Origin of the sequence: Mycoplasmopsis lipofaciens ATCC 35015, from assembly GCF_000686585.1 — a bacterium.
GTDB lineage: Bacteria > Bacillota_I > Bacilli_A > Mycoplasmatales > Metamycoplasmataceae > Mycoplasmopsis > Mycoplasmopsis lipofaciens.
On sequence record NZ_JMKY01000005.1, the window covers coordinates 83,299 to 109,532 of the forward strand.

Here is a 26,234-nt window from a genome sequence, read left to right on the forward strand (position 1 = left end):
ATTTTAATTAATTACTTAAACGCATTAGCGATTTCTTCTAATGTAAATTTCGAATCTTCATTAGAATTATTAGATTTAGGGAATTTACCAACTTTTAAATAATTTTTTAATGATCAACGTAAATAAGCTGTATTAAAGTAATAATTAAATCTTAATTCAACAGCTTGTCTTATTTCTTCATCACTTCTTTGATATTGTGTTTGAAGTGTTTCATTTAATTCTTTAGCTCTTTCAATTGATTGTTCTAATCTTTCTTTAATTTTAGTTAAGTTAGTTGAATCTTCTTTAATAAGAGTGATTAAATTATTAATTTGTATGTTAAAAATGCTGTCATCATAAATTGTTGGAGAGGTAAAACCATAAATATATTGTTCAATACTTCTAGTATCTACACTATCTTGATTATTACCTTGATATTTTATATTTGTATTTTTAGTTTTAAAAGCGTTTCATTTAATTTGATCTACTTTGTTTAATAAAACTCCTGAAGATCATTCTATATCATTTCTTTGAGCATTATCTCCATTAGTGTGTGATAAACCTTTTCTTAAACTGTTAAAACCAAGTAAATAAACAACTGAATTTAAAATACCGGTAGTATTTTTAATATTAGATTTAATTTGATCTATTTTTTCAGTAGTCAAATTACTAATTTTTAATCCATCCAATTTTAAAATTTCATTAGTTAGCATTTCTTTAGTTATTATATTTGTATCTTCATTAAGAGGCATATCATTCCCGGTTCCATTAGAATCTTGTTCAGAACCTGTTATAAAAACATAACCAGTTCTTGTATCTAAACCAATATAATTTGAAAATGCATTAGATTGATAAGGCACTCTAGTTACTGAGGCAACTTTATTTATATTATCAGTAATTGCTTTTAATTCATTTTTAATTTCGGTTTCATTCATACCCAATTCTTTTTCAATATACAATTTAGGTTGTTGTTCATAAAAATCATCATCTGCTTTTTGTAACGCAGCTTCAAATTCATCATTTGCTTGTTTTAATTCTTCTACAGTTCTGTTATCTTCTTCACTAGGATTAAACATATCAGATAATTGATTTAATTTAGCTTCTAATTCTGTTTTAATAGATGATGTCTCACTATCATTTAATTTATTTTTTATATATTTATTTGCATTATTTTTATTACTTAAATATCTGCTTTTTTCATTAATAATATTAGTTTTAATTTCATTTATTTTTTGTTTATATTCATCTAATTTATTTTTTACATCTTCTACAATTGTATTAATCTCAGATGCATTTTGATTTGTAGAAACATTTGCTTCTTGATTATTAATATATTCATTAGCTTCATTATATAAATTTTCAAACGCTTTTTTATCTCTTATTGCTTCTAATACTTGAGAATTAAAATCATTTTTTATTTCATTAAAATCAATAGTTGCTTTATTTTTAGCAAACCCTTTTAACGCGGCATCCAATTTATCATTTTCATCTTTAATTTTAGCTGCTGATTCTGAATTTTCGTTAAAAATATTAACATTATATGCATTTTGATATAACGTATTTAAATTATCTATAAGATTTTTATATTTAGGTTTTTTATTTTCATCACTATCTATTAATGAATGATATATAGGCGAAAGACCCATATCAAATCTCGTAATTTGAGATAGGATATCATTATCTTCTTTTTCTTTTGCCATTTTAGCTTTGTTAATTGCCTCAATTAATTTATCAGTTTGAGTATTTATAATCTCAAGAGTAACAATATTAGAGACAAATAAAGAAATATTTCTCTGATCATGGTCTAACGAATCATAAATAGCACTATATTTTCGATTTGCTAAAGTCTTTTTCAAGTTTTTAATTTCTTCTTGTTTAGCATTTCAATTATTCATAGCAGTATCAAGTTGTTCTTGTTTATGTTTTAATTCTTTTAATTGATTTGTTTTGGTTTTAATTTCAGAAATTTTATCTTGAAGATCTTTGGAATCAATTGAAGCAATAAAAGCATTTAATTCATCTATTCTTTGATTTGCTTCAGTGTGGGTTGTTTCTTGATGATAATCATCTCGAGTATCGTTTTCTATATTTTTAAATTCATTTAAAATTCTATTAATTTTTATAGTTGTAACTTCTTTATACTTGTCATTAATCTCTTTAGTAGCATTAACAATATCGATTAAGTTTACATTATCATAATTATCTTTATTTTGTAATTCGTTTAAATATATATTTCTGTCATGTGTTACTGAATTAACTCCCATAATTAAACGTAATTCAAAATTATCATCTGAATCCAGTGCATCAATGACTATACCTCTATTTTGACGCGCTGCTTTTAGCATATCAACTAATTCATTATTTTTTTCTTGTAACTTAGATTTTAACTTATCAATTTCTAATTGAACATTATCAGTTATATCTTGAATAGCATTTGGATTAGTTTCATCTAATATTTCTGCCTTTTTATCCTTATTTTGTTCAGCAAGAGTAATCGAATCTTGATTATATATTGTGCTTAAATCAATAGAAGTATTTGAAAATTTATCTTTTAAATTATTAAATGTCATTAATTTTTCTCTTAAAATAACACGTTTATTTTCCAATAATTCTTCTGCTTTATTTTTTGATTGGTTATATTTATCTGTTAAATCTGCTAACGCTTGTTTTCTTTCACTATAAGTACCATTGTTAACAATGTTTTGAATTGGGTCTAAATCTGGAAGAATATTTATTGCTTCATCAAAACTATTATTTGCACTAGGCATTTGAAGATGATCTTTATATCTTCTTACTTCATCTAATTTATTTTCTAAGTTAGTTTTAGATAACTCGGTTTTATTTTGAATTTTTTCATTAACTAAGACTATATAATTTTGCAATTCTATTTTTTTACTATTTAAATATGTTGAAGTTTTTGTTGACAATTTTTCATCAGTTTTTCAATCACCCACCATTTGTTCTTCAATATCTTTTAATCATGGATCAGTTGATTTGAAATCGTATTCATTTTTTGCTTTTTCAATTAATTCATTTAAGTCGGTTATTTTTGCTTGAAGATTTTGTTTTGCTTCATTTTGATTATTAATAGCTTCTGTTTTAGCATGTTTTGCATTTTCTAAAGCCTCTCTTACTGTATTCATTTTATTAGTAAAATCAGAAAATGAAAAACCATGATTTTCTGCTCATTTATTTGTTATATCATCTTTTTTATTTGCATCATTTTGTAATTCAGTTGCAACTGATTTGACATTATTAATATTTTGTAAAATATCATCTTTTTTATCTGATAAATTATCTTCATTTACTTCAAAACTATTAAATTCATTTAATAAACGTTGACTATCTTCAACAATACCATTTAAAGCATCATTTAATGCAATATTAGCAATAGCATTTCTTGTTTTTAAAGCTTGTAAATGTTCTTTTCAATAATCAATTGATAATGTATCATTTTCATAATAAGTTGAATATTCATCAATAACATTTTGAAGTTGAAGAGAAGCATTTTCATCTAAAAGTAACCCTTTTTGATTTTCGCTAAGAATATATTGATTTTTAATTTTTAATTTATCAAGTTCTGTTTTGAATTGATTTTTAAAATTGTTTACAACTTTATTTGCTTCTGTTTGCGCATCTTTTAATTGATTTTTAATATTTTCTAATTTTTGATTTAGTTCATCATTAGTAAATGTATTTATATCACTATCTTCAACTAAATTATTTAGCGCTTCATCCAATTTATTTTTAATTTCAGGATATTGAGATAAATCACTTATTTCATAATTATTAGTTAATTCATTTTTAAAATTATCAATACTTTCTTTAGCTTTTCTAAATTTATTTTTATATAAAGCATTTCTATCATCTACAAGTTCAATTTGTTCGTTTAAATTATCTTTATCTTCTATTAATTTATTTAATATCTCTGTCAATGAATGTTTGTTTTCATCTAAATATTTAACACTACCATTTTCAACATTATCTATTGCTTTTTTAAAGTTTTCGCCTTCTGCTTCATTAACATCAAAAACTTTTTTATATTTTTCATCAATAGAATCATATTTTGCTTCTTTAGCTTTTTCAATTAATGGCTTAATTTCATTTAATTGTTCATTTATTTGGTTTGCTAAATTATCTAAAATGGCTTTTTTAACATTTTCTAATTCATTTAATACTTTTTTAGCTATCTCTTCTTTTTCATCTAATTCTGCAAGGGTTGACGAATCTAAATTATTTTGAATTTGTGCTAAAAAATTAGCTAATTTATCAGCATTTGAATTAATTGTAATTTCTTGTTCATTTCAATCATTGTTTTTAGCATTATTATCACTTGGATTTTGAGAAATAAATTCTTGAATTTGAGATAAAACATTTTCAACTTTATTTTGCTTAGAATTTTTATAATTATTTAATTTTAAAATAAGGTCGGCATGATTGCTATTAATAATTTTTGGATTAGTTTCACTAATTGTCATAGGTAAAAATTGATTTAATGTTTCAATTAAATTTAAAATTTCATTTTCTGCTGCTTGTTTATTTGGTAATGAATTCAAGTATTGAATATCATTATCATTATTTTCTTTTCAATTTATAAAATTAGTTTTAGCATTTTGTAATTCTTTATTTATATTTTGAATATATTTGTTAATAGCATTATTTAATAATGTTTTTTCCTCTTCATATTTGTCTTTAGTTTGATTTGTTAATAAATCATTTGCTTTATTAATTTCATTTTTTAATTCATCATTAATTTCGTCAGAATAATTTAATTTATTTGTGTTAAATAAAATTTCTGCTTGTTCAATTATGTTAGTTAGATCAATTTTATTTTTTCTATTTTTTAATACATTAATACTATTGTTATTTTGTTCAAAAACAGTTAAATTAAATTGACTAAGATTATCGTTGTATTTGTTCAAATCTTCTAATTTTGCAACAACTTCATCTTTTAAATTATTATATGAATCATTTGCAAATGATGATTTAGAGTTGTCAATATCAGTTAATAATGCATTTAATTGATTTTTAATTAAATTTAGATTTTTTAAATTCTTTTGATGTTCAGATTCAACTAAATCTTTAACAAATTTTGATGCATCTAATGTAATTGTTGATTCAATATTACTTTGATCATCTCTAAAAATTTGAACATTACCTTCACTAGACATATATGTTTTCAATTCTCCTAAAACCTTATATTTAATATTTAAAATATATTCATCAGGTTGTGGAGAAACAATTGAATATCCATCAAATTTAATACCTAAATTTTGTGGAATTCTATCTAAAGTTAAAAATTTATTATCTATTAATTGTTGGATTCCATAAAAACTTTTTGGTAATTTATTTAAAAATGATTTTAATTTTTCAATATCGTTAAATTTTTCATTTAAGCCTTCAGTTTCATTTAAAACATTAGCAACCACAAATTTTTTGAATCCTGAAATTAATTCATGTCTAACATAAGTATTTGAAGGATTTTTTCTATCTGTCACTTTAATATCAACATATAATATTCCTTCTTTATCGTTAACATTATTAGGATCAAAAATCAACTCATATGAATAATTTTCATCATTATCCTCTGTCTTGACAAAACTATCATTTGCTAAATAACTAGCATAGATGTCTTGATTGTTACCAATAGTTTTTAATTTAATTGAATTTGCAAATTCTTCTATTGTTTGTTTTTTATTATTGTTTTTATTTTTTAGATAAAGAATTGAAACTAAAATACTGCCAGAAACAAATGTTGCGGCAATAAAAGCTGTCAATGCTTTAACTATTTTTTGTTTTTTTGTTGTCATAATTAATACTCCTCTTGATTATAAAAGTATTATAATTTTATCATAAAGTAACATTTTTTAAAAACATATTTTTAGGAATATTTATTAATATCAAAAAACTATGATTTTCAATTTGTTTTTAAAATTGTTTTCTATACCAAAAGATAAAATAATTTAGCTTTACTTTGCATCCTGGTTTTGGTATTAAAAATAAAAAATAAAAAAATGATTAACATTTCAAAAATATACTATAATAAGAACGCTATGTTTAAAAAATTAAATTCACAAATTATTAACAAAAAGAATATGATCATTAAGTTTTGAATGATCAACTTTTGTTGATAAATACCTGTGAATTTTAAGTAATGAGTAAATGAATAGTTCTTATAGCAGGTATTAAACGTAAGTTAATAGTTAATTCCTGCTTTTATTAATTTAGATTATAGAAATCGATAAATCAGGAGATAAAAAACTATTATTGATATTGAAATTCTATAATCTACAGATGCAAATAAAAATTTGTAGAGATTAGAATTCTTTACAAATTTTTATTTGCATTAAACATAGCAAAATAAATTATTTTTTTAAGGAGAAATATGAAAAAAACAAAATTATGGTTCTTACCATTAGCTTCTACAACTGTTTTTGCACCGGTTTTAGTCGCAGGTGCATGTAGTAAAGGTGGACTAAAAGATACAGAAGCTGAAAAACAAGAAGAAAAAGAAAGAATTGATGCAATAAAAAATGACATGAGAAATGGAGTCTGATCACAAGCTAATACTATTAAAACTCGCTTCAATGACACATTTTCTAAACAACGTATTTGAAAAAAATATGTTGCATCACAATATAAAAATGAGGAATTTCTTGTTGATCCGTCAATTCATTACGGATCATGACTAAAAAGAAATAGCGAATACACAGCAGGTGTATTAGTAAGACGTCAAACCTTATATTCACCAGTTGAAGAAAATGTAAATGGAGATATTAAAATAATTAGACCAAGTGTATGAAAATACAAATTAGAATATGCAGATGAAATCCGTGTCTCATATTTAGATGATACTAATACTGAACAAGTTGCAATTTTTAATAATGATAATGCTGAAATTATGCCTACTTTAGACGAGGGAAATTATTTTTCAAAACCACTTTATCATGCAAGAAGTAATGATGTTCAAAGTATTAATAGCGTACATTTTGAAAACCTACTTAAAAAAGGAACTAAAATACAATTCCATGTTCGTTCAGGAGCATATTGAATTAATAGTAATGGTCAAAAAACCAAATACGAAGTTAAAGCAGATGACTTTTATGTTTCGTGACTAAGAACCTTTTTATTGGGAAGAGATAATAGAATTAGGGCTCTTAAAGGTACAAAATGACAAGCAAAATTAAAAGATGTTGAAAGTGATGGTAAAACAACTAAAGTTCAAGAACTTGAATTAGATAATTTAATTACATCAATTCTTTCACCAGGAACCAAGTATTATAGTGAACAATTTCAATTTCCAAATATGTATCTATATTCATTATATGGTGTTGATGCTAATAAATTTAAAAACAGATCAGAATTTATTAAAACAGTTAATGGTAAAGAATATGTAACAATTGGCAAAAAAGATACTGTTAATCATGCTCAAATGAACTTATTATTTGATCAAATTGTTATCTCGCAAGATTTTAGTGCTGCTCCTTCAGATTACATTAAAGAATTTAATACAAAAATTCCAGAATATGAACAATTTCAACAAAATGAAGAAAATGCAAGAAAATTAAGAGAAGAAGTAATTAAATTAGCAAATGAATTACCAGATGATAACATTGTTAAAATTTCTGGCGCTTATTGATATGGTCAAAACTGAAAAAATAGTTTGACAGCAGGTCAATATTATTATAAAGGATATGAAGGTTCATCTGCTGAAGAACTATATCAAAAAAATGAAAATTATTTCGATCAAGAATTTGTAAATAATCAATCAAATATCAAAAAAATAATTACTCTATATATGAAATCTGGACAAGATTTAAAAACTTTTACATCTAACAAATTTGCTGATTATGTAAATGGTGAATATTCTACGTTTGCAACATCAGATTTAGATGATAAAGAACAAATTGCAATTAGAAAAAATCCAATTAGCTATGGAGTTACATATCGTACAATATTAAATACAAGTAGTTCAACATTTGCAGAAACATGAAGAATTTTTCCAACTCCAAAAACTACTGACAATGAACACAATTATTGAAATGATAATTTCACAAAATTAATGTATGGTGTTACAAAAAGTGAATTGGAAAGTGGGAATGTTAAAGGCATTGATAAATTAGAATATGTTACATCAGGCTATGGTTTATCATTTAGATCTATTTTAACATCTGCAATTAATTGATCAGGTGTTGCAAGTGTTATGACAAACGGAACATCTAGAGCATGAATTAATAGTTTAGCTCAAGATGGAGATATGGGTGGTAGTGATCAAGCAACAAATCCAAAAACCGTTTTAGATTACTATGATTTAACAAATACTACATTTGGAGTTGATAAAGATGGAAATAAAATAGATTCTACCGTTGCTACTCCTACCGAAAATGAAGAAAGTGCATTAATTGCTTCAAGTGATTTTAATAAATATAAATCAGTTAAATTTAATGATGCTAAAAAAGCTATGAAAGAATTATTAGATACATTCTATAGTGAAAATAATATACCTAATAATGAAAAAATCGAATGAGTTTTACCATATAGATATATTAACTTTAAACCAGAAAATTTTGCAAATCTATGAAAAGCAGAAGTATTAGGAAAACTATTTAGTGAATTAGATGATAGATTGCTTGTGCGTCCAGAAAAAGCCACTGCTGAAAATACAACATTATTAACCGATGGTATATTTGCATCAGATTCAATTATGGCTTTTGCTGGTTGAGGTTACGATTATGCCAATGTAGGTTCAGGTTTAGATGGTATTTCTGCTTGCTCATTATCGCCATTTATTGCAATTCTAAGTAATTTACCAAATTCACAAGCAAAATTATCAAAAGCATTTCCAAAATTAGTAGAAGTAGCAAATGCCTTTAAAGATTTTGTAAATAATTCACAAGAATATAGACTATCTGTTAAATTAGAAGATTTGGTTAAATTAAGTTACAAAGATATTTTTAAATATACACTAAATGGTGAGAGTAATAAACTCAAATTTGATTCAAACACAAATTCACTAGTGCCATTAGAAGAAAATGAAATTGGAACATATAATTCACTTGACACTGTAAGAGCATCTTTCTGATTAGAATATGTTAGCCAAAAAACAAATGATGAATTAGCACAATTAATTCAAGAAGTAACCAATTATGTTTCAACAACATTTGGTGTAGCACGTTTCATAACCAAAGATGCGCAACCTTCACTAAATAATTCATATTATCAAATACCATATACAAGTGAATACCAATTCTGAATGCAAGATGTTGTTGTATTAGACAAAGAATAAACATAAAATATTAAAAAACTAACAAAAACTAAAAATTATGTAAAATAAAATTAATTACTTTTTAAGGTAATTAAATTTATTTTTATATAGAATGGAAAAACATGATTAGATATTCAATAAAACGTGTATTGTTAGCAATTTTAACTCTTTTTATTATCATTGTTTTCTCTTACACATTAATTATTACTTTTGGTAAAAATCCTTATGAGGTAGCATTAGGACATGTTACAGATGCAAAAACAAAAAAAATAATAGAAGAGCTTAGTAATCAATATAAAAATCAACCTAGATTATTAATGCTAGCTCAATATTTGTGAAGAATACTACAAGGAAATTGAGGTCATTTTTATTTAATGTCATCAATTGCCAATAATTTAGATGCTAAAACTATTCCACAATTATTCTTTAAGCCACTAAAATGATCAATTATGGTTTCATTACCTGCATTTATCATTAGTGCTTTACTAGGTTCAATGTTGGGAGTTTTAGCAGGTTATAAACGCGGCAAATTAATAGATAACATAATAAATATATTTGTTTTAATTTTTATAGCTATACCATCATTTATAATCGCTCCTTTTGTTATTAATTTATTCAGAGGTATTCTACCAACAGAATTTAAATCACCATATGGAGCAACAGATGGTTGAAATGATACTATTTTATCTATTTTACCTGCTATATTAGTAGTTACGCTTGGCTCATTAGCAGTTTATACTTTATATGCTCGTAATCAAGTCGTTACAGTTCTAACTAGTAATTACATATTAATAGCTAAAACAAAAGGATTAAGTAATTTAGAAATTTTTAAAAAATACGTTTTTAGAAATATTTCAATACCTCTTGCTGCAATTATTATTCCAAGTTATATTGTTTTATTAAGCGGAAGTATTATTGTAGAAAAATTTTGAGGTATTCCAGGATCTGCCACAATTATTGCAGAAGCATTCCCGAAAGGGGAAATTGATGTTGTTATGTTTAACATAATATTTTTTACAGCATTAACATTAGTAACTGAGATAGTGGTTGATATAACTTATGCATTAATAGATCCAAGAATTCAGTATGAAAAAAGTTCAGGTTTAAATTATTTAGAAATATTTAAGGCATATTTATCAAGAAAAAAAGAAGCAAAAATATTATTAAAGCAAGGAGGAAATAATTAATGAATAGTAATGATTTTAATCATCAATATAAGTTAACACAAGAATTCATTAATAAAATAAAACTTGCTAAAGACAAAAAGAATTCTAATTCTATTGCTGGAAAGCCTAAAATTTTAGCTATTGAAGTTATTAAGAGATTTTTTAAGAATCCAGCTGTTTTAATAGCATTTATAACTTTTATAGCCTTAATGATTGCAGCTGTTGTAATTACCACAACAAGTCCATTGCCAGCTGTTAAAAAAGTTGATTTTTATTGACAAAATGAATATAAAACAACAGACATAAATAGTCTACCGCCAATTTTTAAACCTATTATTGAAACATCTAACGGTTCTATAATTCATAGAACACAACTGATGCTAGGTGAAAAATTAAACGATGGTGTTGATTTTTCAAAATATTTAAAAGATTATATTACTGACTATGAAAAACTTACACCATCAATAATAAAATTAAATTATTACAATTATTGAGATGGAGCTTGAATATTAGGACAATTAACTAATGCTCAAAGTAGAGGCGAAACAATTACACCTGCTTTAGTTGCAGAAGTAACTGCTAAATTGCCAAACTTTAGACCAATATTTGGTACCACTGAATTAGGTGTTGACATTTGAACAACTGTTTGAAAAGGAGCGCTAGAATCAATTTGAGTAGCTTTAGTTGTTGCTTCAATTGAAACATTAATAGGTGTTTTTGTGGGTGCATACTTAGGTTTCCATGCTGGAAAATCTTTGGATACATTTATGATGCGTATAATTGAAATATTCCAAAGTCCACCTTCAATTATTTGACTATTAATGTTTGTTTCCATTTGAGGACCATCTAACATAGTATTAATTTTAGGGTTGTTATTTGTTGGATGAACATGACCAATTGGTACAACACGTATGTTTATAATAACAGTTAAAGATGAAGAATACATTATTGCTGCTAAAAGTGTTGGAGCAAGTACAAAAAGACAAATTTTTATGCATGCATTACCAGCTATTATTGGTAAATTAGCAATGAACTATGTACGTCGTATTCCTTCAATAATTTTAACAATTGCTTCACTTGCATTCTTAGGTTTCTATCAAGATAGTAATTCAGCAAATTTAGGATACTTTATGATTAATAACACAAAATTAGCAGATACCAACCCTTGAGTAATGATTTTACCTGCCACAATATTATTAACACTTTCACTAAGCTTACAATTTATTGCTGTTGGATTGCATGATGCATTAGATCCAAGAGTTATTAAAACAAGTAGATAGAGGTCAATATGAAATTAGATTCAATTAAAACAAATGAATTAACCGATAATATGCTTCTTAAAGTTCGTAACTTAAGAGTGGATTTTAAAACAGGACATAAAAGAACATTACGTATTATTAGAGGCATTGACTTAGATATAAAAAGAGCACAAATTGTAGGCCTTGTGGGGGAATCAGGTAGTGGAAAAAGCGTTACTTCTAAATCTCTGATTAATGTTAATGAAAACGCAACAACTGTTGCTGATGAAATGCAAATTGAAGATTTAGATTTAAACAAAATTAAACACGAAAAAATGTGACAAAATATTAGAGGACAATATATAGGATATATTCCACAAGATCCTTTAACATCTTTAAATCCAACAAGAAAAATTGGAGCTCAACTTTTGGATGCATTAAATCTTAATAAAGAATGAAAAAAGAAAAATCAAAAAGACAAAAAAGATTATCTAATAGGCTTATTAAAGCAATTTGGTATTAGAGATGCAGAGCAAGTTTATTATCGATATCCACACACTTTAAGTGGTGGAATGAAACAACGTGTTGTAATTACCATGGTTGTGGCTTTAAAACCAAAACTTATAATTGCTGATGAACCAACTACGGCTTTAGACCCAACTGTTCAAGCAAGTGTTTTAGCTTTATTTGAACAAATTAGAAAAGATATGAATATCTCAATTATTTTAATTAGCCACAATATTAGTGTGGTTGCAAAATTCTGTGATTACATCTATGTTATGTATGCTGGAAAAATAGTTGAAAGAGGAACTAGAAAAGATATTTTTACTGATCCAAGACATCCTTATACATGAGCTTTAATTTCAGCAATTCCTGAAAATAGTCAAAGTAGATTATATTCAATTGATGGTACACCGCCAGATATGGCTAATTTACCATTAGGTGATCCATTTGCTCCTAGAAATGATTATGCTTTAGAAATAGATTTTTATAAAGAACCACCATTAATTCCAATTAATAAACACCATTCAGCAGCAACTTGATTATTACACCCTGATAGTCCTAAAGTAAAAAAATTAGAAGAACTAGAGATTAGACTTAATAGTTTTAAAGAGGTATTTAAAGATGAAAAAGAGTAATAAATCTATTTTAGATATACAAAATTTAAGAAAGTATTTTACAAATAACGGAATAATAAATAAAGCTGTTGATGATGTATCATTCAATGTTTTTGAAGGTGAAATAGTTGGTTTAATTGGTGAATCAGGTAGTGGTAAAACAACTGTTGGTAGATCATTATTAAGACTATATGAGGACTTTAACGGTTTTGTAACATTAGATGGCAAAATTATTTCAGGTAAAAAACTTACAAAAAATCAAAGAAAGTTTTTAAGAAGAAACATTCAAATGATTTTTCAAGATCCTCACGCAGCATTAAATGGACAAAAAACTGTATATTCTACTTTAAAAGAACCTTTAATTGTTAACGGAATCATTAAAAACAGAATTAAAGATATTTTTAACGATTGAATTGAAATAAAAGACAATTTTTATTACACTTTTCAAAAACGTTATAAAAATTTGTTAATTCATAATCTTGTTTCAATTAACTCGTTAGCTAAAGATTTTTTCCCAACATGGACTCAAAATTTTGACAATTATCAATATAATGAAGAAGTAAATTACGAAGACAATTTTAATATCTTCTACAATTATCTAGAAGAAAAACAAAATATGGAAAGTAAAATTGTTGACAATATGTACTTTAATACAGATGACTTAATTAATTTCTACTATGAAAAACAAAAAGATTATCGTGAAGGAAATCTTTATACAGATGAAAGCGAATTAATAAATGCTAAAAGAAATTATGAATATGTATTAAAATTAAGCAAAATTTCTCTTGAAACTGATAAAGCACAACAATTAATAAAATCTTATGAAAAAGAATTAAAAGAATTAAAAGAAGAATTTGAAAATTCACAAATTAGCAATATAAATACATTTAATAATTACGTTGAAGAATTTAAAAATGACTACAAAATTAATAAACTACAAAGTTTGCAATCGTATGATTTAGAATTCTATTTATTTAATTATAAAAAACAATTAATAAATAAAATGCTTTATACAATTGCTAAAAATCTTAAAAAAGAACTTAAATACTTAACTTTTGTTGAAACAAAAGAGTGTATGAATAGTCTTAAAAACTATTCCAAAGATTTTTATACTCAACACCTTGAAAAAGTGAAATATGAAAAAAATATCAAAAATAAATTAAAAACCTTGATGAAAAATAAATTTAATTTTGATTATGAACAATATAGTTTAAAAAATTTACAAAATCATATTGAATATCAAGAAAATGTTGCAGACATAAAGAAAAAAATTAAAAATCAAGAAATATTGGCAAAAAATAATTTAACTCCTTTATATTCACAACAAGATGTTGAAGAGGCAAAACAAAAATATGATAAAGCTTTAACAGAACATAATAAAATTGTTGAAACATATATTAACGAACACGAAAAACTTATTAATGAATTAGATGAAAAAATTGAAAAAGAAACTAATTTATATAATGAACTAAAGAGTTCACAATCATACACAGATAAAAAATTCATTGAAATATCAAAAAATTATTTCAAAAAACTAGAAAATGAAGCAAAACTAATTAAAAACAAAGATAAAACTAAATACAAAGAATTAATAAAAATTATTTCAATTTATAAAAATAGAATAAAAACAAAATTAATGACATTAAAATCATTTAATATTGAAGTTAAATATTTAAATAAAGACATTAAAGCAATTGAAATCCTATTAGGAATTAATAATAATAAAAAAGATACTAAATTTAACAAATTTATTGATAAATTAACATTTAACATTCGCGCTAAATTTTTAATTAAAAATCTTTTAATCAAGACAACAATTTACAAAGCTCTAGAAGATGTTGGATTATTAAAACAATTTGCCTACCGTTATCCACATGAATTTTCAGGTGGACAACGCCAAAGAATAGTTATAGCAAGAGCACTAATTACCGAACCTAAAGTTATTGTGGCTGATGAACCAATTGCTTCATTAGACATTTCTATTCAAGCTCAAGTTGTTAACTTGCTTAAAGATTTATGTGAGCAAAAAAACATCGGTATGGTATTTATAGCCCATGATTTAAGTATGATTGAATATATTGCTGATAGAGTTCAAATAATGCATCTTGGTAAAATTGTTGAATCAGGTGATACAAAAACCGTATATGCTAAACCTATGCATCCATACACAATTAATTTATTTAAAGCTATTCCTAAAATTTCTAATGCTAATGAAAAATTTGAAAATATTAATTTTGAATTAAATTATTTAGAAGCGCAAAAATATCCAAAAGTTCCCGAATTATTTTTAGTAGAAGAAAATCATCATTTATATGGCACAAAAGAACAAGTTAATGATTGAATTAAACCATTTGGTATCGAAGAATTTTCTAATATGACAAATAACCAAACCTTTAAAGTTATTGAAAATATTAATAATCATAAACCTTTTGATGGTTATGATGAAATACCTACAGGTATTGAATATACACAAATTTTAGATGTTGAGAATATTAATGAAACATCTAAAATAGACACAACGTTTAATCATTCTACTATTCAAGAAAAAAAGAAATCAAAAAATACCAAAGCTAAAACTAAAAAACCAAAAAGAAAAAGCAACGAAGAAAAAGCACAAGAAGCAAAAAGAAAAAGTTTAAAAAAGAAAAAACTTAAAAAAGAACAAAATGAAATTTAAAGAATATCTAAAAACTAATATAAATAAAAAATTAATTATATATTCTTGTGTCATATTTTTAGTTAGTTTAATAATTGGCATAACTACTTTCTTTTTATTTAAATCAAAAAATAGATATGAAGGCAATATTTATAAAATAACTTCAGATTCAACAATGATAGCTGGAATTACATTAATAACATTATCATTATTAACAATTATCATTAGATATGGCTTTGGTTCATCAATGTTTAAATTCCATAAAAATCAAAAAGAAGATAGTTTAAAAGATAAACTGGAACAAGCTAAAAACAAAGTTCAAACTGCTGAACAAAAAGTTATAGTTAAAACATTACAAAAAGAATATGATAATTTACAACTAAAAAAAGAAAAAACGCAAATCAAAAAAAATAATTTACTCTTCTATGTATTAATTTCAATAGGTTTAATGTTATTATTAACCTCATATTTATTAGCTAAATAATTAAACAAAACATCAAGCACTAGTATTGTGCTTGATGTTTTTTAATTTTTTAATGTTAAATTAAAACAAATTTTTACTTTATCTGTATATAGGAAAATGATATTATTGATTTTTAAAAAACAAAATTTTATCTAATTATGTTAAGTTTGAACTTTCAGTTTTTAATATTAAATAAAAAAACAAACTCCAAAAAGTTTGTTTTCTCTACTGATAATTTAATTTAAATAAACAATCTATTTAAAATGAGAATATTCTCGAATTTTACGATTAGCTTTTATAATTTCTTGATATTCGTTTGCTGATATGTGCTTATTTCTATTGACTGCAAGATTTTTATTAGCAGGTAAATCTCAAGATCAATTTGTTGGCAAAGTATCATATTTTGAAATTGAATTGTAATTAATATTTTTCTTTAATTCATCAAGATCCTTAAATACGTCATAGATAAATCATTTATTTTCTGTTTTATCATAAGCTTCCATTGTATAAATGAATTTATTTTCTAATTTATCGTATTGTAAACCTAATTGTAACTTCTCATTAGTTGCAAATCATAGAATATAACCTATCATTCTTAATACAGGTTCATAACTTGTTCCATAATTCATTAATTCTTCAAATTGTTTTTTAACATCATTTAATGCGTTTAGATCTGCTCGTTTTCCATTTATATAAGCAAATTGTTTTTTACCATTTTTTATATCACTTAAAGCTTGTTTAACTTCATCCATATTTATAAAATATTTTTCTTGATAAATTTTATTTTTATAAAAAGCTATAGGATTTTTAACAAACTCTTGAAATAAAGGATTATTAGGAGAAATTGATTTACGCATTAATTTTAATGTATTATTCGAATTTTGTCTTAATTCTTCTTCTACTTTTTTTAGTCATGCAATTTCAAGTTCAATATCATTTTTAGTTTCAGAACTATTTACAGCAGAAAGCGATATATTTTTTATATTTATATCATATAAAACCTCGCTTAACTCAATTTTTTTATCAGAAGTATCTTCATGATTATTTATCATATCAACTATTGTTTTTTCAATTTCTTTTTGTCTATTTTTTAGATTATTAATATCATTATTGATTTGTTCAACAGTCAAATCCCTTTTTTTTGCATTAAGTTCAATTTGTTTTTTGCGAATTTTTTCCACTAAATTATAATATTCTTCTTCTTCTTTATAATTTACTGTTTTTGCTGTATAACCTTTATTTTGTTGCTCTAATAAATAAATAGGAGGCATTGAAACTTGCATACCAAATTCCTTTTTTGGTGATGCTTCATATTTAAGTCCATTTTCTATTAATCCTCTTAAAAATGCTTTATATTTTTGATCAAATGTTTTGTTTTTTGAATCGTTAATAATATCTAAAAATTTACTTAAAAAATAACGATCAATTGATTCATATGGTAGTTTCTGAGCATTAACAAAATCCTTAATTATTACCTTGTTTGAACTAATGTCAAACATTCTATTAGCAATATTTAAATATTGAAAATTCAAAGGCGTGTCTTTTAAATAATAACTTATAACATTTGTTATATTATTCAAATTTTGTAATTTTAGTATTTTTGAATTATCTAGTGTAAATTGCATTTTTAAATCAAAAAAGTGTTCATTAAGACCTATATATTTTGCATCTCTCACTTCACTAGATAAATATATTTGTGAATTTTTAATAGTTGAATTTAAAGATAAATTATTTTTATCACTTTCAAATTTAGGACGTTTTACAATATCATTATTATTAATGAAATTATTAATGTATTTTACCTCAGGGTCTATTGTTAAAAAACAACTTGATGTAGCAATTGGCAATATACCAGTTGTTGTAATTGCTAATGGCAATAATATTTTTTTAAATCTTTTTTTCACATATCCTCCTATAAAATAGCATTATAATTTCAACTTCTAATTCCTGCATATGAAATGTAACCACCCACTAAACACGCAATAATTGAAAAGAAAATTATTCCAATACCGTATGATAATTTTGTATAAGCATCATTAATTAATTTAAAGTTTAAATCTGCTTTTTTACTAACTTCTAAAACAAATAAAGCATTATGCACTAAAATAGAGCCTAATATTAAGATAATTATCGAAATAACTGTTGCAATAGCTCAAACAACTGTTTTTACTTTTATGTTTGCTTTTTTCATAACTACCCCTTAATAGTGCTTCCTTGTCTTGAAATTGAAGTCATAATTCTTTTTCTAAAAATAAAGTAGGTAAAAAACATTGGTAAAATAGCAAGAACTGCTGCTGCCATTTTTAAATTTACTTTATGTTTGTCAGGTTGATCAGGATCAACACCTGCATTAAAGATTCATACAGACATAACACTAAATTGATTACTTGAAACTAAAGCTGGTCATAAATATGAATTTCATGAAGCTAAAGCAGTAAGTATAATAATTGTTAATGTTGTTGGTGTCACCATTGGCGCTGCTATTTTAAAGAAATAACGTGGACCAACCGCACCATCAATCATTGCTACTTCTTTAATTCTTGAAGGAATTGATTCAAAAGCGTTTCTAAACATCAAAGCATTAAATATTGATGCAATAAATGGAAGAGCAATAACAGCAACAATACCCATAAAAGTTTTTTTAATATTAGTGTATTGATCTAAACGAGTTATAACAATGTATTGACCAGTCAATAAAGCAACTTCGGGTAATACTAATAACATAATAAATAAATTTCAAAGTATTTTTTTACCTTTTCATGTTTTTATACTAAAAGCATATCCAGCTAGCATTGTAATAAATATTTTAGTTACTATTGAGAACAATACATTTGTAAAAGTAATAGCAAAAGATAATCAGTAACCTCCAGCACCAGCTTTAGTATGACTTGCTTTTCAATAATTAATTCATGAAATAGTACGTGGTATATAATCAGGACTTGTTTTTAAAGCATCAGATTGATCGTCCGTCATTAACGAAATTGATATCATAAAGAAAAATGGTGCTAGAACAACTAATGCAAAGAATGAAAGTATTAATATTTTTGAAAATAAGGATGTAGCCAAAGCAAAAATAGAGGTTTCTCTAACTTGCTGACCAGTTTTATCTTTGTTTTTTCTGAGTTTGATATTTAATCATAACTTCTGAATTTTTAATTTTATCCCAAACATTTTTTTCTCCTAAGTTAATCGATACTTTCATTATCGTGTTAAATCCACCTCTAACAATTGTTGTGTATATCATACCAATTACAAATAAACCAATTGCAGCTGATGAAGCGGCTGCATATCTTGCACCACTTGTTCAACGATATACATAAAGCATTAATGTTGCACCACCATTATCTAACGCGGCTGTTGGGTTATTTTGGAAAAGTGCAAGTGGAAAGACTTTAATCCCGCCAATAATACCCATTGTGATTAAGAAAGTCGTTGTTGATTTAATTGATGGTAATGTAATATGAAAAAATTGTTTAACAGTTCCTACGCCATCAATTGAAGCAGAACGATATAAATTTTTGTCTACAGAAAGCATAGCAGTTGTAAAAATAAGAATATTAAATGCTAAGCCTGATCATATTCCTTGAAACAACATTGGTAAAAGTGCTTTAAAACCAAATTTATCTGTCGATTGCAATCAAGGAGTTGAAAAACCAAACATTTTGTTAAATAATCCGTCTCTTTCAAAAAATTGAAAGAATGCTAAACTAACTGCAACTATACTTGTAATATATGGTAAGAAGAAGATGGTTTGTCACACTCCTCTCGCTCACTTACGATAAACATTTGCAATGGCAGAAGAAATAATTAAACTTATTGCCATAACAAAAGGCAATACTATTAATCCATACATAATGGAATTGCGAAAACCAACCGCAAAAATTGGATCATTAAACAAATCAATAAAATGTTGAAATGTAAAATGATAAGTTGTATCTTTTCCAATCATGTGTTTTTCATCAAAAAAAGCATATTTTAAATTAATAAATAATGGAATAATAGTAAAAAATGTAATTATTATAATCGTTGGTATTAATAATGATAGTGGTTTTCATGCAGGTGTTTCTTTATCAACAATAGAACCAGAAAGAGCTTGAACTTTTTTCTTTGATTGTTTTTTTGCACCTAAAAGATGAAAAGAAGGACTACTTTTTGTAAATTTAGTTCAAACACTATTTAAGTTCATATTCAACCCTTTCCTCAGTTATATCATCAAAAATATGTAATCTATCTAAAGGAATATCAAAATAAATTGTGTCGCCTTGTTTATATTGTAATCTATTGTCAACCAAGAAATTAGCATCACCAGAATTTTCAATATGGACTACTAATTTGCTTTCTTTACCAAAATTTTCAACAGCATTAACAATACCTGAAAATGCATGTTTTTCATTTTCTTGTTTAATAATGAAATCTTCTGCTCTAACACCAACACTAAAGTTATTACTTGTATTATTTAGAATTTTAATTTTAGTAGTTGAAAAATTAACAATTTTCATTTTTTTACCGTCATATGTTGATTTTAGCATGGCCATTTCAGGCATTCCTAAGAATCTTGCTACGAATTTGTTGGTTGGCTTATTATAAAGTTCCAATGGTGAACCAATTTGTTGTACCTTAGCCATTGACATACATACAACAATATCACTTATTGACATAGCCTCTTCTTGATCGTGAGTAACAAAAACAGTTGTAATACCTAGTTTTTGTTGAATATTTCTAATTCATTGACGAGTAGAAATACGTAACTTAGCATCAAGATTTGATAATGGTTCATCCATTAATAAAATATTAGGCTTCTTAACTATAGCTCTAGCAATGGCAACACGTTGTTGTTGACCGCCAGAAAGTCTAGTTGGTTTTTTTTGTAATATTTTTAAAATCTCAACACGTTCAGCAACTTCTAATACTTCATTATGAATAGCTGTTTTTAATGAAATTATTTCTTTTTCATTTTCTAAAATAAGATCGCGATCTTCTTTAGTCAATGAAAGATTTCTTTTTGATTTATCTTCCTTAATAATTGCTAATAAGTTGTATTTAGTATATATTTCTTCTTGAAGTTTTTTATATTCATTCAAAGCAATTTTCTTCATTCTTTTTTCATTACGAACAAGTCTTTTGTACTTTGCATCATTTTTCAATGCATTTTTTGTTTCTTTGTGAATTTTTTTATATATACTTTTCTTCTCTAAAATTAATGGTTCATATTTTTTTTCAGCAGTTTCGATACCAACAAAATGTCTATAATATGCCAAAATATTCATAATTTTTCTTCTAATTCACAAGAATTTTTTACGTAAATCAAATTTTAATTCTAAATAATTAATGGCTAATAGTTCATTTTGAATTTTTTCTAATTCTAATATTTTAGAGTTTGCTTCATCAATTGTTTTTACTTTTCTTTCTTTTAAAACTTTAATGTCAAAGTTTTGAACAAATTCTGAAACTTTTAATTCTGAATCATCTATATTTTTAGCTTTTGCAAACTTGATATTGTTTTTTAATTCATTCATATCAAATTTATATTGTTTATTCGACTTTTTATATGTCTTAATTGTTTGATCAGATATTTGTTTTAGAGTAGCTGCATAATGAACTTTAGCCATTTTATACTCAGTAAATGCAATATTGTCTTTTTCTTTTAATGAAATTCTATATTGATCTAATTCTAATTTAGCATTTTTTTCAATATGTTCATAAACTAAAAATGCCTTATCTAAACTATCTAATTCCTGTTTTGAGGCTTTTAAATATTTTAAATAGATATTTCTAATATTATGTTTAGCTTTCATTTTTTTGGTTAAAAATTTATTTTGTCATTCAGTATCATTTTTTAATGGAAATGCAATATTATCATAAACACTCATGTGAGGATATAAAGCATAATTTTGAAAAACAAAACCCAATTTTCTTCTTTGTGGTGAAAGTTTAGTAACATCACGCCCTCTAAATAAAACATTCCCACTAGTAATTGTTAATAAACCTGAAATAGCATTTAATGTTGTAGTTTTTCCTGAGCCCGATGGACCCAATAATGTAACTAATGAACCTTCCGGAATTTTAAAACTAGCATCTTCAACTGCTAATGTTTCACCAAAATCAATATAAACATTTTTTAATTCTATAGCAGGTACATTATTTTTATTCTTATCATAAGACAAAATATCGTCGACAAGACGATTGAATTCTTTTTCGTCATCTTGAAGAAGACTATTTTTAGTATAAATAATTGTGTTTGATTGATTATTTTTTTTCATAAATGTTTCTTTCTATTTTACTTTTGTGCAGACACACCTTTAAATTGAAATACATTAGGTGTGTTATTTTCAGTAAAAATCATGTATCTATTATGTGGTTTTTTCTTATATATCACTGTTGAAACACCTCTTGGAGTATTAAAGTTTTTGAAAAATCCAAGTTTCTTATCTTGTGCGTGTTTCATTGCTTTTCCCATTAAGTAATAAGTATAATGTTGTAATAATTGATCATTAGATATAGAACTTAAATCAATTGTATCAGCATATGGCAGTGTAAGACCCATTCTTACAATTGCAACACTATACGAATGGTTAAATTGATTCCCAAAGAATATATCTCCTGTAACTCTACCATAGGTATCTTTACCATTATAAAAAACTCTTACTCTAGTTCCGGGTTGATTATTATTAGAATGATTTTCCTTATCTTTCCCTGGTAAATTTGTAGTTCCAAATTTTGTAGACATTTCAGCAAAACTATATTCTAATGGAGATGCTGGATTACCACCAACAGCTTTTTCAGGAGTATCAATTCCTTGAACTCTAATAGTAACCAAATCTTCAACATTACCAATATCGCCATTATTGTTATTTGGTAAACTTAAAATTTTAATAACAGGTGTATCGCCATCTTTTCAATATTGAATTTCACCTTCAAATCATGAACCGCTAGCGATATTGTCTCAATCAATTATGATCTCGTTATCTGTATAATCATTATAAATATATTCTAAGTCAGAAGGTTTAGACAATTGAATTTGAATATTATCAATTTGTTTAGAATATTCAAAATCTTCAACTCAATCAAATAAATTGTTTTGATTTTTTATATATAACTTATATTTATTAGTTCTTGAAGTTTGATAATTTTTATTTTGATCATTAATTCCGATGTCTGGGTTTATTTTTTTATTTAAGTCAGTAGAAATAAACTCAACTAATAATAAATCATCAATAATAAAACTAGCTTTTTCAACATATTCCAAATCTAAATAATATGAATTTAGTGATAAAGAAGAATCTTTAAACACCAAGTTTGGAAAATTAACATTGTCTAAAATATTTGTTTTTATATAATTTATTTTTTCCTTAGGTAATACAATATTTTTATCTTTCATATTAATTGGTAATTCAACATAATCACTTATTAATTGAATATTATTGTAATTTACAATTTTTCCATTAATTAATGCATTATTAATCATTTGTTGGGCTTCAGATATAGAATGTTTAATTTTGGTTAATTCAACATCAAAATCTGATTTAGAAATGTTTTTATTTTTTAAATTTTTTAAATTAGTTTGTAATTGAATTAATTTGTTATTATCTAATATTTTTAGATTATTAGATAAATTATTTATATTGTTTTCAACATATTTAATCCATTTTTCTTTATAAGTATCATTTTTATTATTACATGAAACTATAGCAAAGGAAGAAAGCGGTGCAACTAAAGATGTAGTTAAAAATATGCTCTTAATTCTTTTTTTCATTTTACCTCGTTTTAGATTAATAAAGGCAATAATCAATATTGCCTTTATTGTATTTTTTATTTATTATTTAAATAAATTTGCTAGCGCGGTAGTTAAACCATCAATAACTTGTTCTTTATAAGTTCCAGCTTCTTGTCCATTTTTATGTTTTGTATAAATTTGTGTATATACAGATCTAAATTGTTTTCTAAATTCATCTGCATCAGGACCACCATATTCTTCATACGAAACATATTCATCAGGATTTTTAATAATATTTGAAAAATCACTTGCAGCTTGAGCTAAATATCTATTTTCTAAACCAGAATTATCAACATTTTCAAAACCATTAATTGGAAAAATATATGAAGCTTTTTCTCCAAAATATTCTCACGGTGTTTTGTTTTCTAAATCAGCTTGTGCTTGATTTGAAACTAGAAATTTAACAAACATTTTGGTTGCTTTATCTTCTTCATCATTTGCATGAATACCAATTAATGAAGGTCCTTGAGTATAGATAACATTATATCTATCTGTTTCTGCTCATTTCGTTGGTGATGAGAAAGTAAATAATTCATTTTCATTTAATAATGTAGTTTTGTCAAATGTTTTTAATATTAAATTACCATTTGCATTCCCAAAACGAACATACATTGTAAATTCATTAGCAGCTTTTTCACCTTTATAAAATTTGTTAAAAGTACCAACTTTTACAAAATCATTAGGATAAGTAGTTGAAATTTCATTCATTTTATCATTTAAAGATCCACTTACCATAAATGCAACAAATTCATTATTACTTGAAGTAGGCATTTCAGGTTTTGCAAATACCTCATTTAATTTAGTATCCGTTTCTGTATTTGTTGATTTATATCCAAAATTAGGATCTTCAGATACTGTTGATAAATCAAAATAATTTGTGTGTCTACCGTCTTTAAAGGCGAATTTATTATCGTTTTTAAATACAGGATAAAAATCATCACCTAATGATTCTCCATTGTAGAAATATGAACTATTTGTCGCATCATCTTTTTCAAAATTATGGAAATATCCAGCTGTTGAACCTAATCCCATCGCATATTTATGATGTTTTTGATCTACAGAAGTATATTGCCCAGGTTCATTTAAAACCAAAGCATTTGATTTAACAGCTCTCTTGATTGCTAGATAAATATCTGACATTTTTTTACCAACTAATGATTGTTCTTCCATTATAGGTTTATAGTTAATTTCTCTATCATTATTAGTTAAATCAGATTTTACAAACATTTCACTTGTATCAGCATCAATTGAAGCAAATGCTAATGTTTGAACGAAACCAGCTGCATCATCAATACCTAAAATATGTAATTGAGAATTTTCTTTTTCACTATTCACAAATAATTTTTGTGCCTTTGTAATAAATTCTAATAAGTTTTGACCAACTTTTAATGTGTCATCATTAACAACATATCCACTCAAATTTAATGCAGCCATTTTAGTTGCATCAACTGGATCACCTCAAATTGATTTTACCGTTTCCATATCACTTGCTGCGCTATCTTTAATTTGTTGATAATTTGATAATGATATTGTCGCACCATTTTCTTCCATTGTTTGTAAAATATAAGAAAGAACAGGTCCATTTCCACCTAAAACAGTTGTACTTTTTGCAGCAGGAAGCATTCATGAACCTTCATTAACAATTCTCGCTGTTGTAAAATTACTTTGTGCAAATGAACGATTGAAAATTGATAAATCTGTTGAAATTGCTTCATTTCTATCATATAAATTCAATAACATACCTTGTTTTGCTAATGTAGATGCTAGGCCTGGATAATTAAATGTTAAATTATACAATTCTGTTGCATTCTTAGCTTCAATTTTTTGTTCAACATCTTGTGCAGCACCATCATATCCCGAACCCGCCGATACAAGTGCAACTGGAATATATCCTTCAACATCTTTCATAACTTTATTGTAAGTATCAATAATTTTTTCTAAAGCATTTCATTGCGATTTTTTATTTGAAAATGAAACACCTATTTTAATTTTACCATCTGCATTTTGGTCAAATTTATTAGATGCATATTTATCATTTGCATACCTGTTGTAAGGTTTTGTCTTTTTAAAGCCGTCAATTCTAAGTGTTGTTTCATACTTAATTGTAGGATCTTCTTTGCTTGTTAATTCATATCTAACTGAAATAATACCATTAGCTAAATCAACTTCTTTCGATTTAAAAACAAAATCATATTTTTCTGTATCATAACCACTAATAGCCGCTTTAACTTCATCGTCTGAAAGAACATCTGCTGCCTTAGTAGATTTGTCAGCAATTGTAGCTATAACTTTTTTAGTTTCTGCAGCTACTTTATCTTGGGGACTTTCTGTTTTTTTACAACTAATAGCTGCTAAAGCCATCAAAGGTGCAAAAATTCCTGTTGTTCCTAACGATAGGACAATTTTTTTAGTTTTTTTCATTTTACCTTCCTTTAGAATATTTAAAAAATAAACTAATACTAGATGTAATACAAATATTGTTGTTTAACTTTCATTATTACATTACAAAACTAATATCAATAGAATTATAACTTAAACATTGACTATATCAACAATATAATTATTAATATTAAAT

General features: G+C 25.2%; 14 protein-coding genes. 6 read left to right on the forward strand and 8 right to left on the reverse strand.

The features are described 5' to 3' along the window. Positions 1 to 11: 11 nt before the first annotated feature. Complete coding sequence (locus T388_RS0101990) at positions 12 to 5,789, reverse strand: hypothetical protein (RefSeq protein WP_027120659.1); 5,778 nt, start codon at positions 5,787 to 5,789, stop codon at positions 12 to 14. A gap of 575 nt (positions 5,790 to 6,364) precedes the next feature. Between T388_RS0101990 and T388_RS0101995 the strand changes: the two genes are divergently transcribed. The 6 genes from T388_RS0101995 (at position 6,365) to T388_RS0102020 (ending at position 15,906) form a co-directional block, all read left to right on the forward strand. Further along, on the forward strand, positions 6,365 to 9,265 hold the full coding sequence (locus T388_RS0101995) for an OppA family ABC transporter substrate-binding lipoprotein (protein WP_027120660.1): 2,901 nt from the start codon (positions 6,365 to 6,367) through the stop codon (positions 9,263 to 9,265). Between the two features lie 101 nt (positions 9,266 to 9,366). Beyond that, complete coding sequence (locus T388_RS0102000; RefSeq protein ID WP_027120661.1) at positions 9,367 to 10,431, forward strand: ABC transporter permease; 1,065 nt, start codon at positions 9,367 to 9,369, stop codon at positions 10,429 to 10,431. Then, positions 10,431 to 11,690 carry an ABC transporter permease gene (locus T388_RS0102005; RefSeq protein WP_027120662.1) on the forward strand — a complete coding sequence of 420 codons (1,260 nt, stop codon included), beginning with the start codon at positions 10,431 to 10,433 and terminating at the stop codon, positions 11,688 to 11,690. The genes T388_RS0102000 and T388_RS0102005 overlap by 1 nt, the downstream gene beginning before the upstream one ends. Before the next feature lie 8 nt (positions 11,691 to 11,698). Further along, positions 11,699 to 12,787, forward strand: coding sequence for an ABC transporter ATP-binding protein (locus T388_RS0102010; protein ID WP_036456858.1), 1,089 nt, complete (start codon positions 11,699 to 11,701; stop codon positions 12,785 to 12,787). Further along, a complete protein-coding gene (locus T388_RS03700; protein ID WP_051586193.1) occupies positions 12,774 to 15,443 on the forward strand; it encodes an ATP-binding cassette domain-containing protein in 2,670 nt (889 codons plus the stop codon). The genes T388_RS0102010 and T388_RS03700 overlap by 14 nt, the downstream gene beginning before the upstream one ends. Continuing rightward, entirely contained in the window at positions 15,433 to 15,906 is a 474-nt protein-coding gene (locus tag T388_RS0102020) for a hypothetical protein (RefSeq protein WP_027120664.1), read from the forward strand. Before T388_RS03700 ends, T388_RS0102020 begins: the two co-directional genes overlap by 11 nt. A gap of 233 nt (positions 15,907 to 16,139) precedes the next feature. Here T388_RS0102020 and T388_RS0102025 read toward each other — a convergent pair whose 3' ends face one another. From T388_RS0102025 to T388_RS0102055, 7 genes are all read right to left on the reverse strand, one after another. Next, entirely contained in the window at positions 16,140 to 17,789 is a 1,650-nt protein-coding gene (locus tag T388_RS0102025; RefSeq protein WP_027120665.1) for a hypothetical protein, read from the reverse strand. Between the two features lie 8 nt (positions 17,790 to 17,797). Beyond that, complete coding sequence (locus T388_RS0102030; protein WP_027120666.1) at positions 17,798 to 18,076, reverse strand: hypothetical protein; 279 nt, start codon at positions 18,074 to 18,076, stop codon at positions 17,798 to 17,800. A 2-nt stretch (positions 18,077 to 18,078) separates the two neighbouring features. After that, a complete protein-coding gene (locus T388_RS0102035) occupies positions 18,079 to 19,056 on the reverse strand; it encodes a carbohydrate ABC transporter permease (protein WP_027120667.1) in 978 nt (325 codons plus the stop codon). After that, on the reverse strand, positions 18,989 to 20,071 hold the full coding sequence (locus T388_RS0102040; protein ID WP_027120668.1) for a carbohydrate ABC transporter permease: 1,083 nt from the start codon (positions 20,069 to 20,071) through the stop codon (positions 18,989 to 18,991). Before T388_RS0102040 ends, T388_RS0102035 begins: the two co-directional genes overlap by 68 nt. Further along, the gene (locus tag T388_RS0102045; protein WP_051586194.1) at positions 20,058 to 22,145 is read right to left on the reverse strand and encodes an ATP-binding cassette domain-containing protein; all 2,088 of its coding nucleotides are present in this window, start codon (positions 22,143 to 22,145) and stop codon (positions 20,058 to 20,060) included. Before T388_RS0102045 ends, T388_RS0102040 begins: the two co-directional genes overlap by 14 nt. A 17-nt stretch (positions 22,146 to 22,162) precedes the next feature. After that, positions 22,163 to 23,638, reverse strand: a complete 1,476-nt coding sequence (locus T388_RS03820) for a hypothetical protein (RefSeq protein WP_051586195.1) — start codon at positions 23,636 to 23,638, stop codon at positions 22,163 to 22,165. A gap of 63 nt (positions 23,639 to 23,701) precedes the next feature. Further along, the gene (locus T388_RS0102055; RefSeq protein ID WP_027120670.1) at positions 23,702 to 26,080 is read right to left on the reverse strand and encodes a P68 family surface lipoprotein; all 2,379 of its coding nucleotides are present in this window, start codon (positions 26,078 to 26,080) and stop codon (positions 23,702 to 23,704) included. Positions 26,081 to 26,234: the final 154 nt, after the last annotated feature.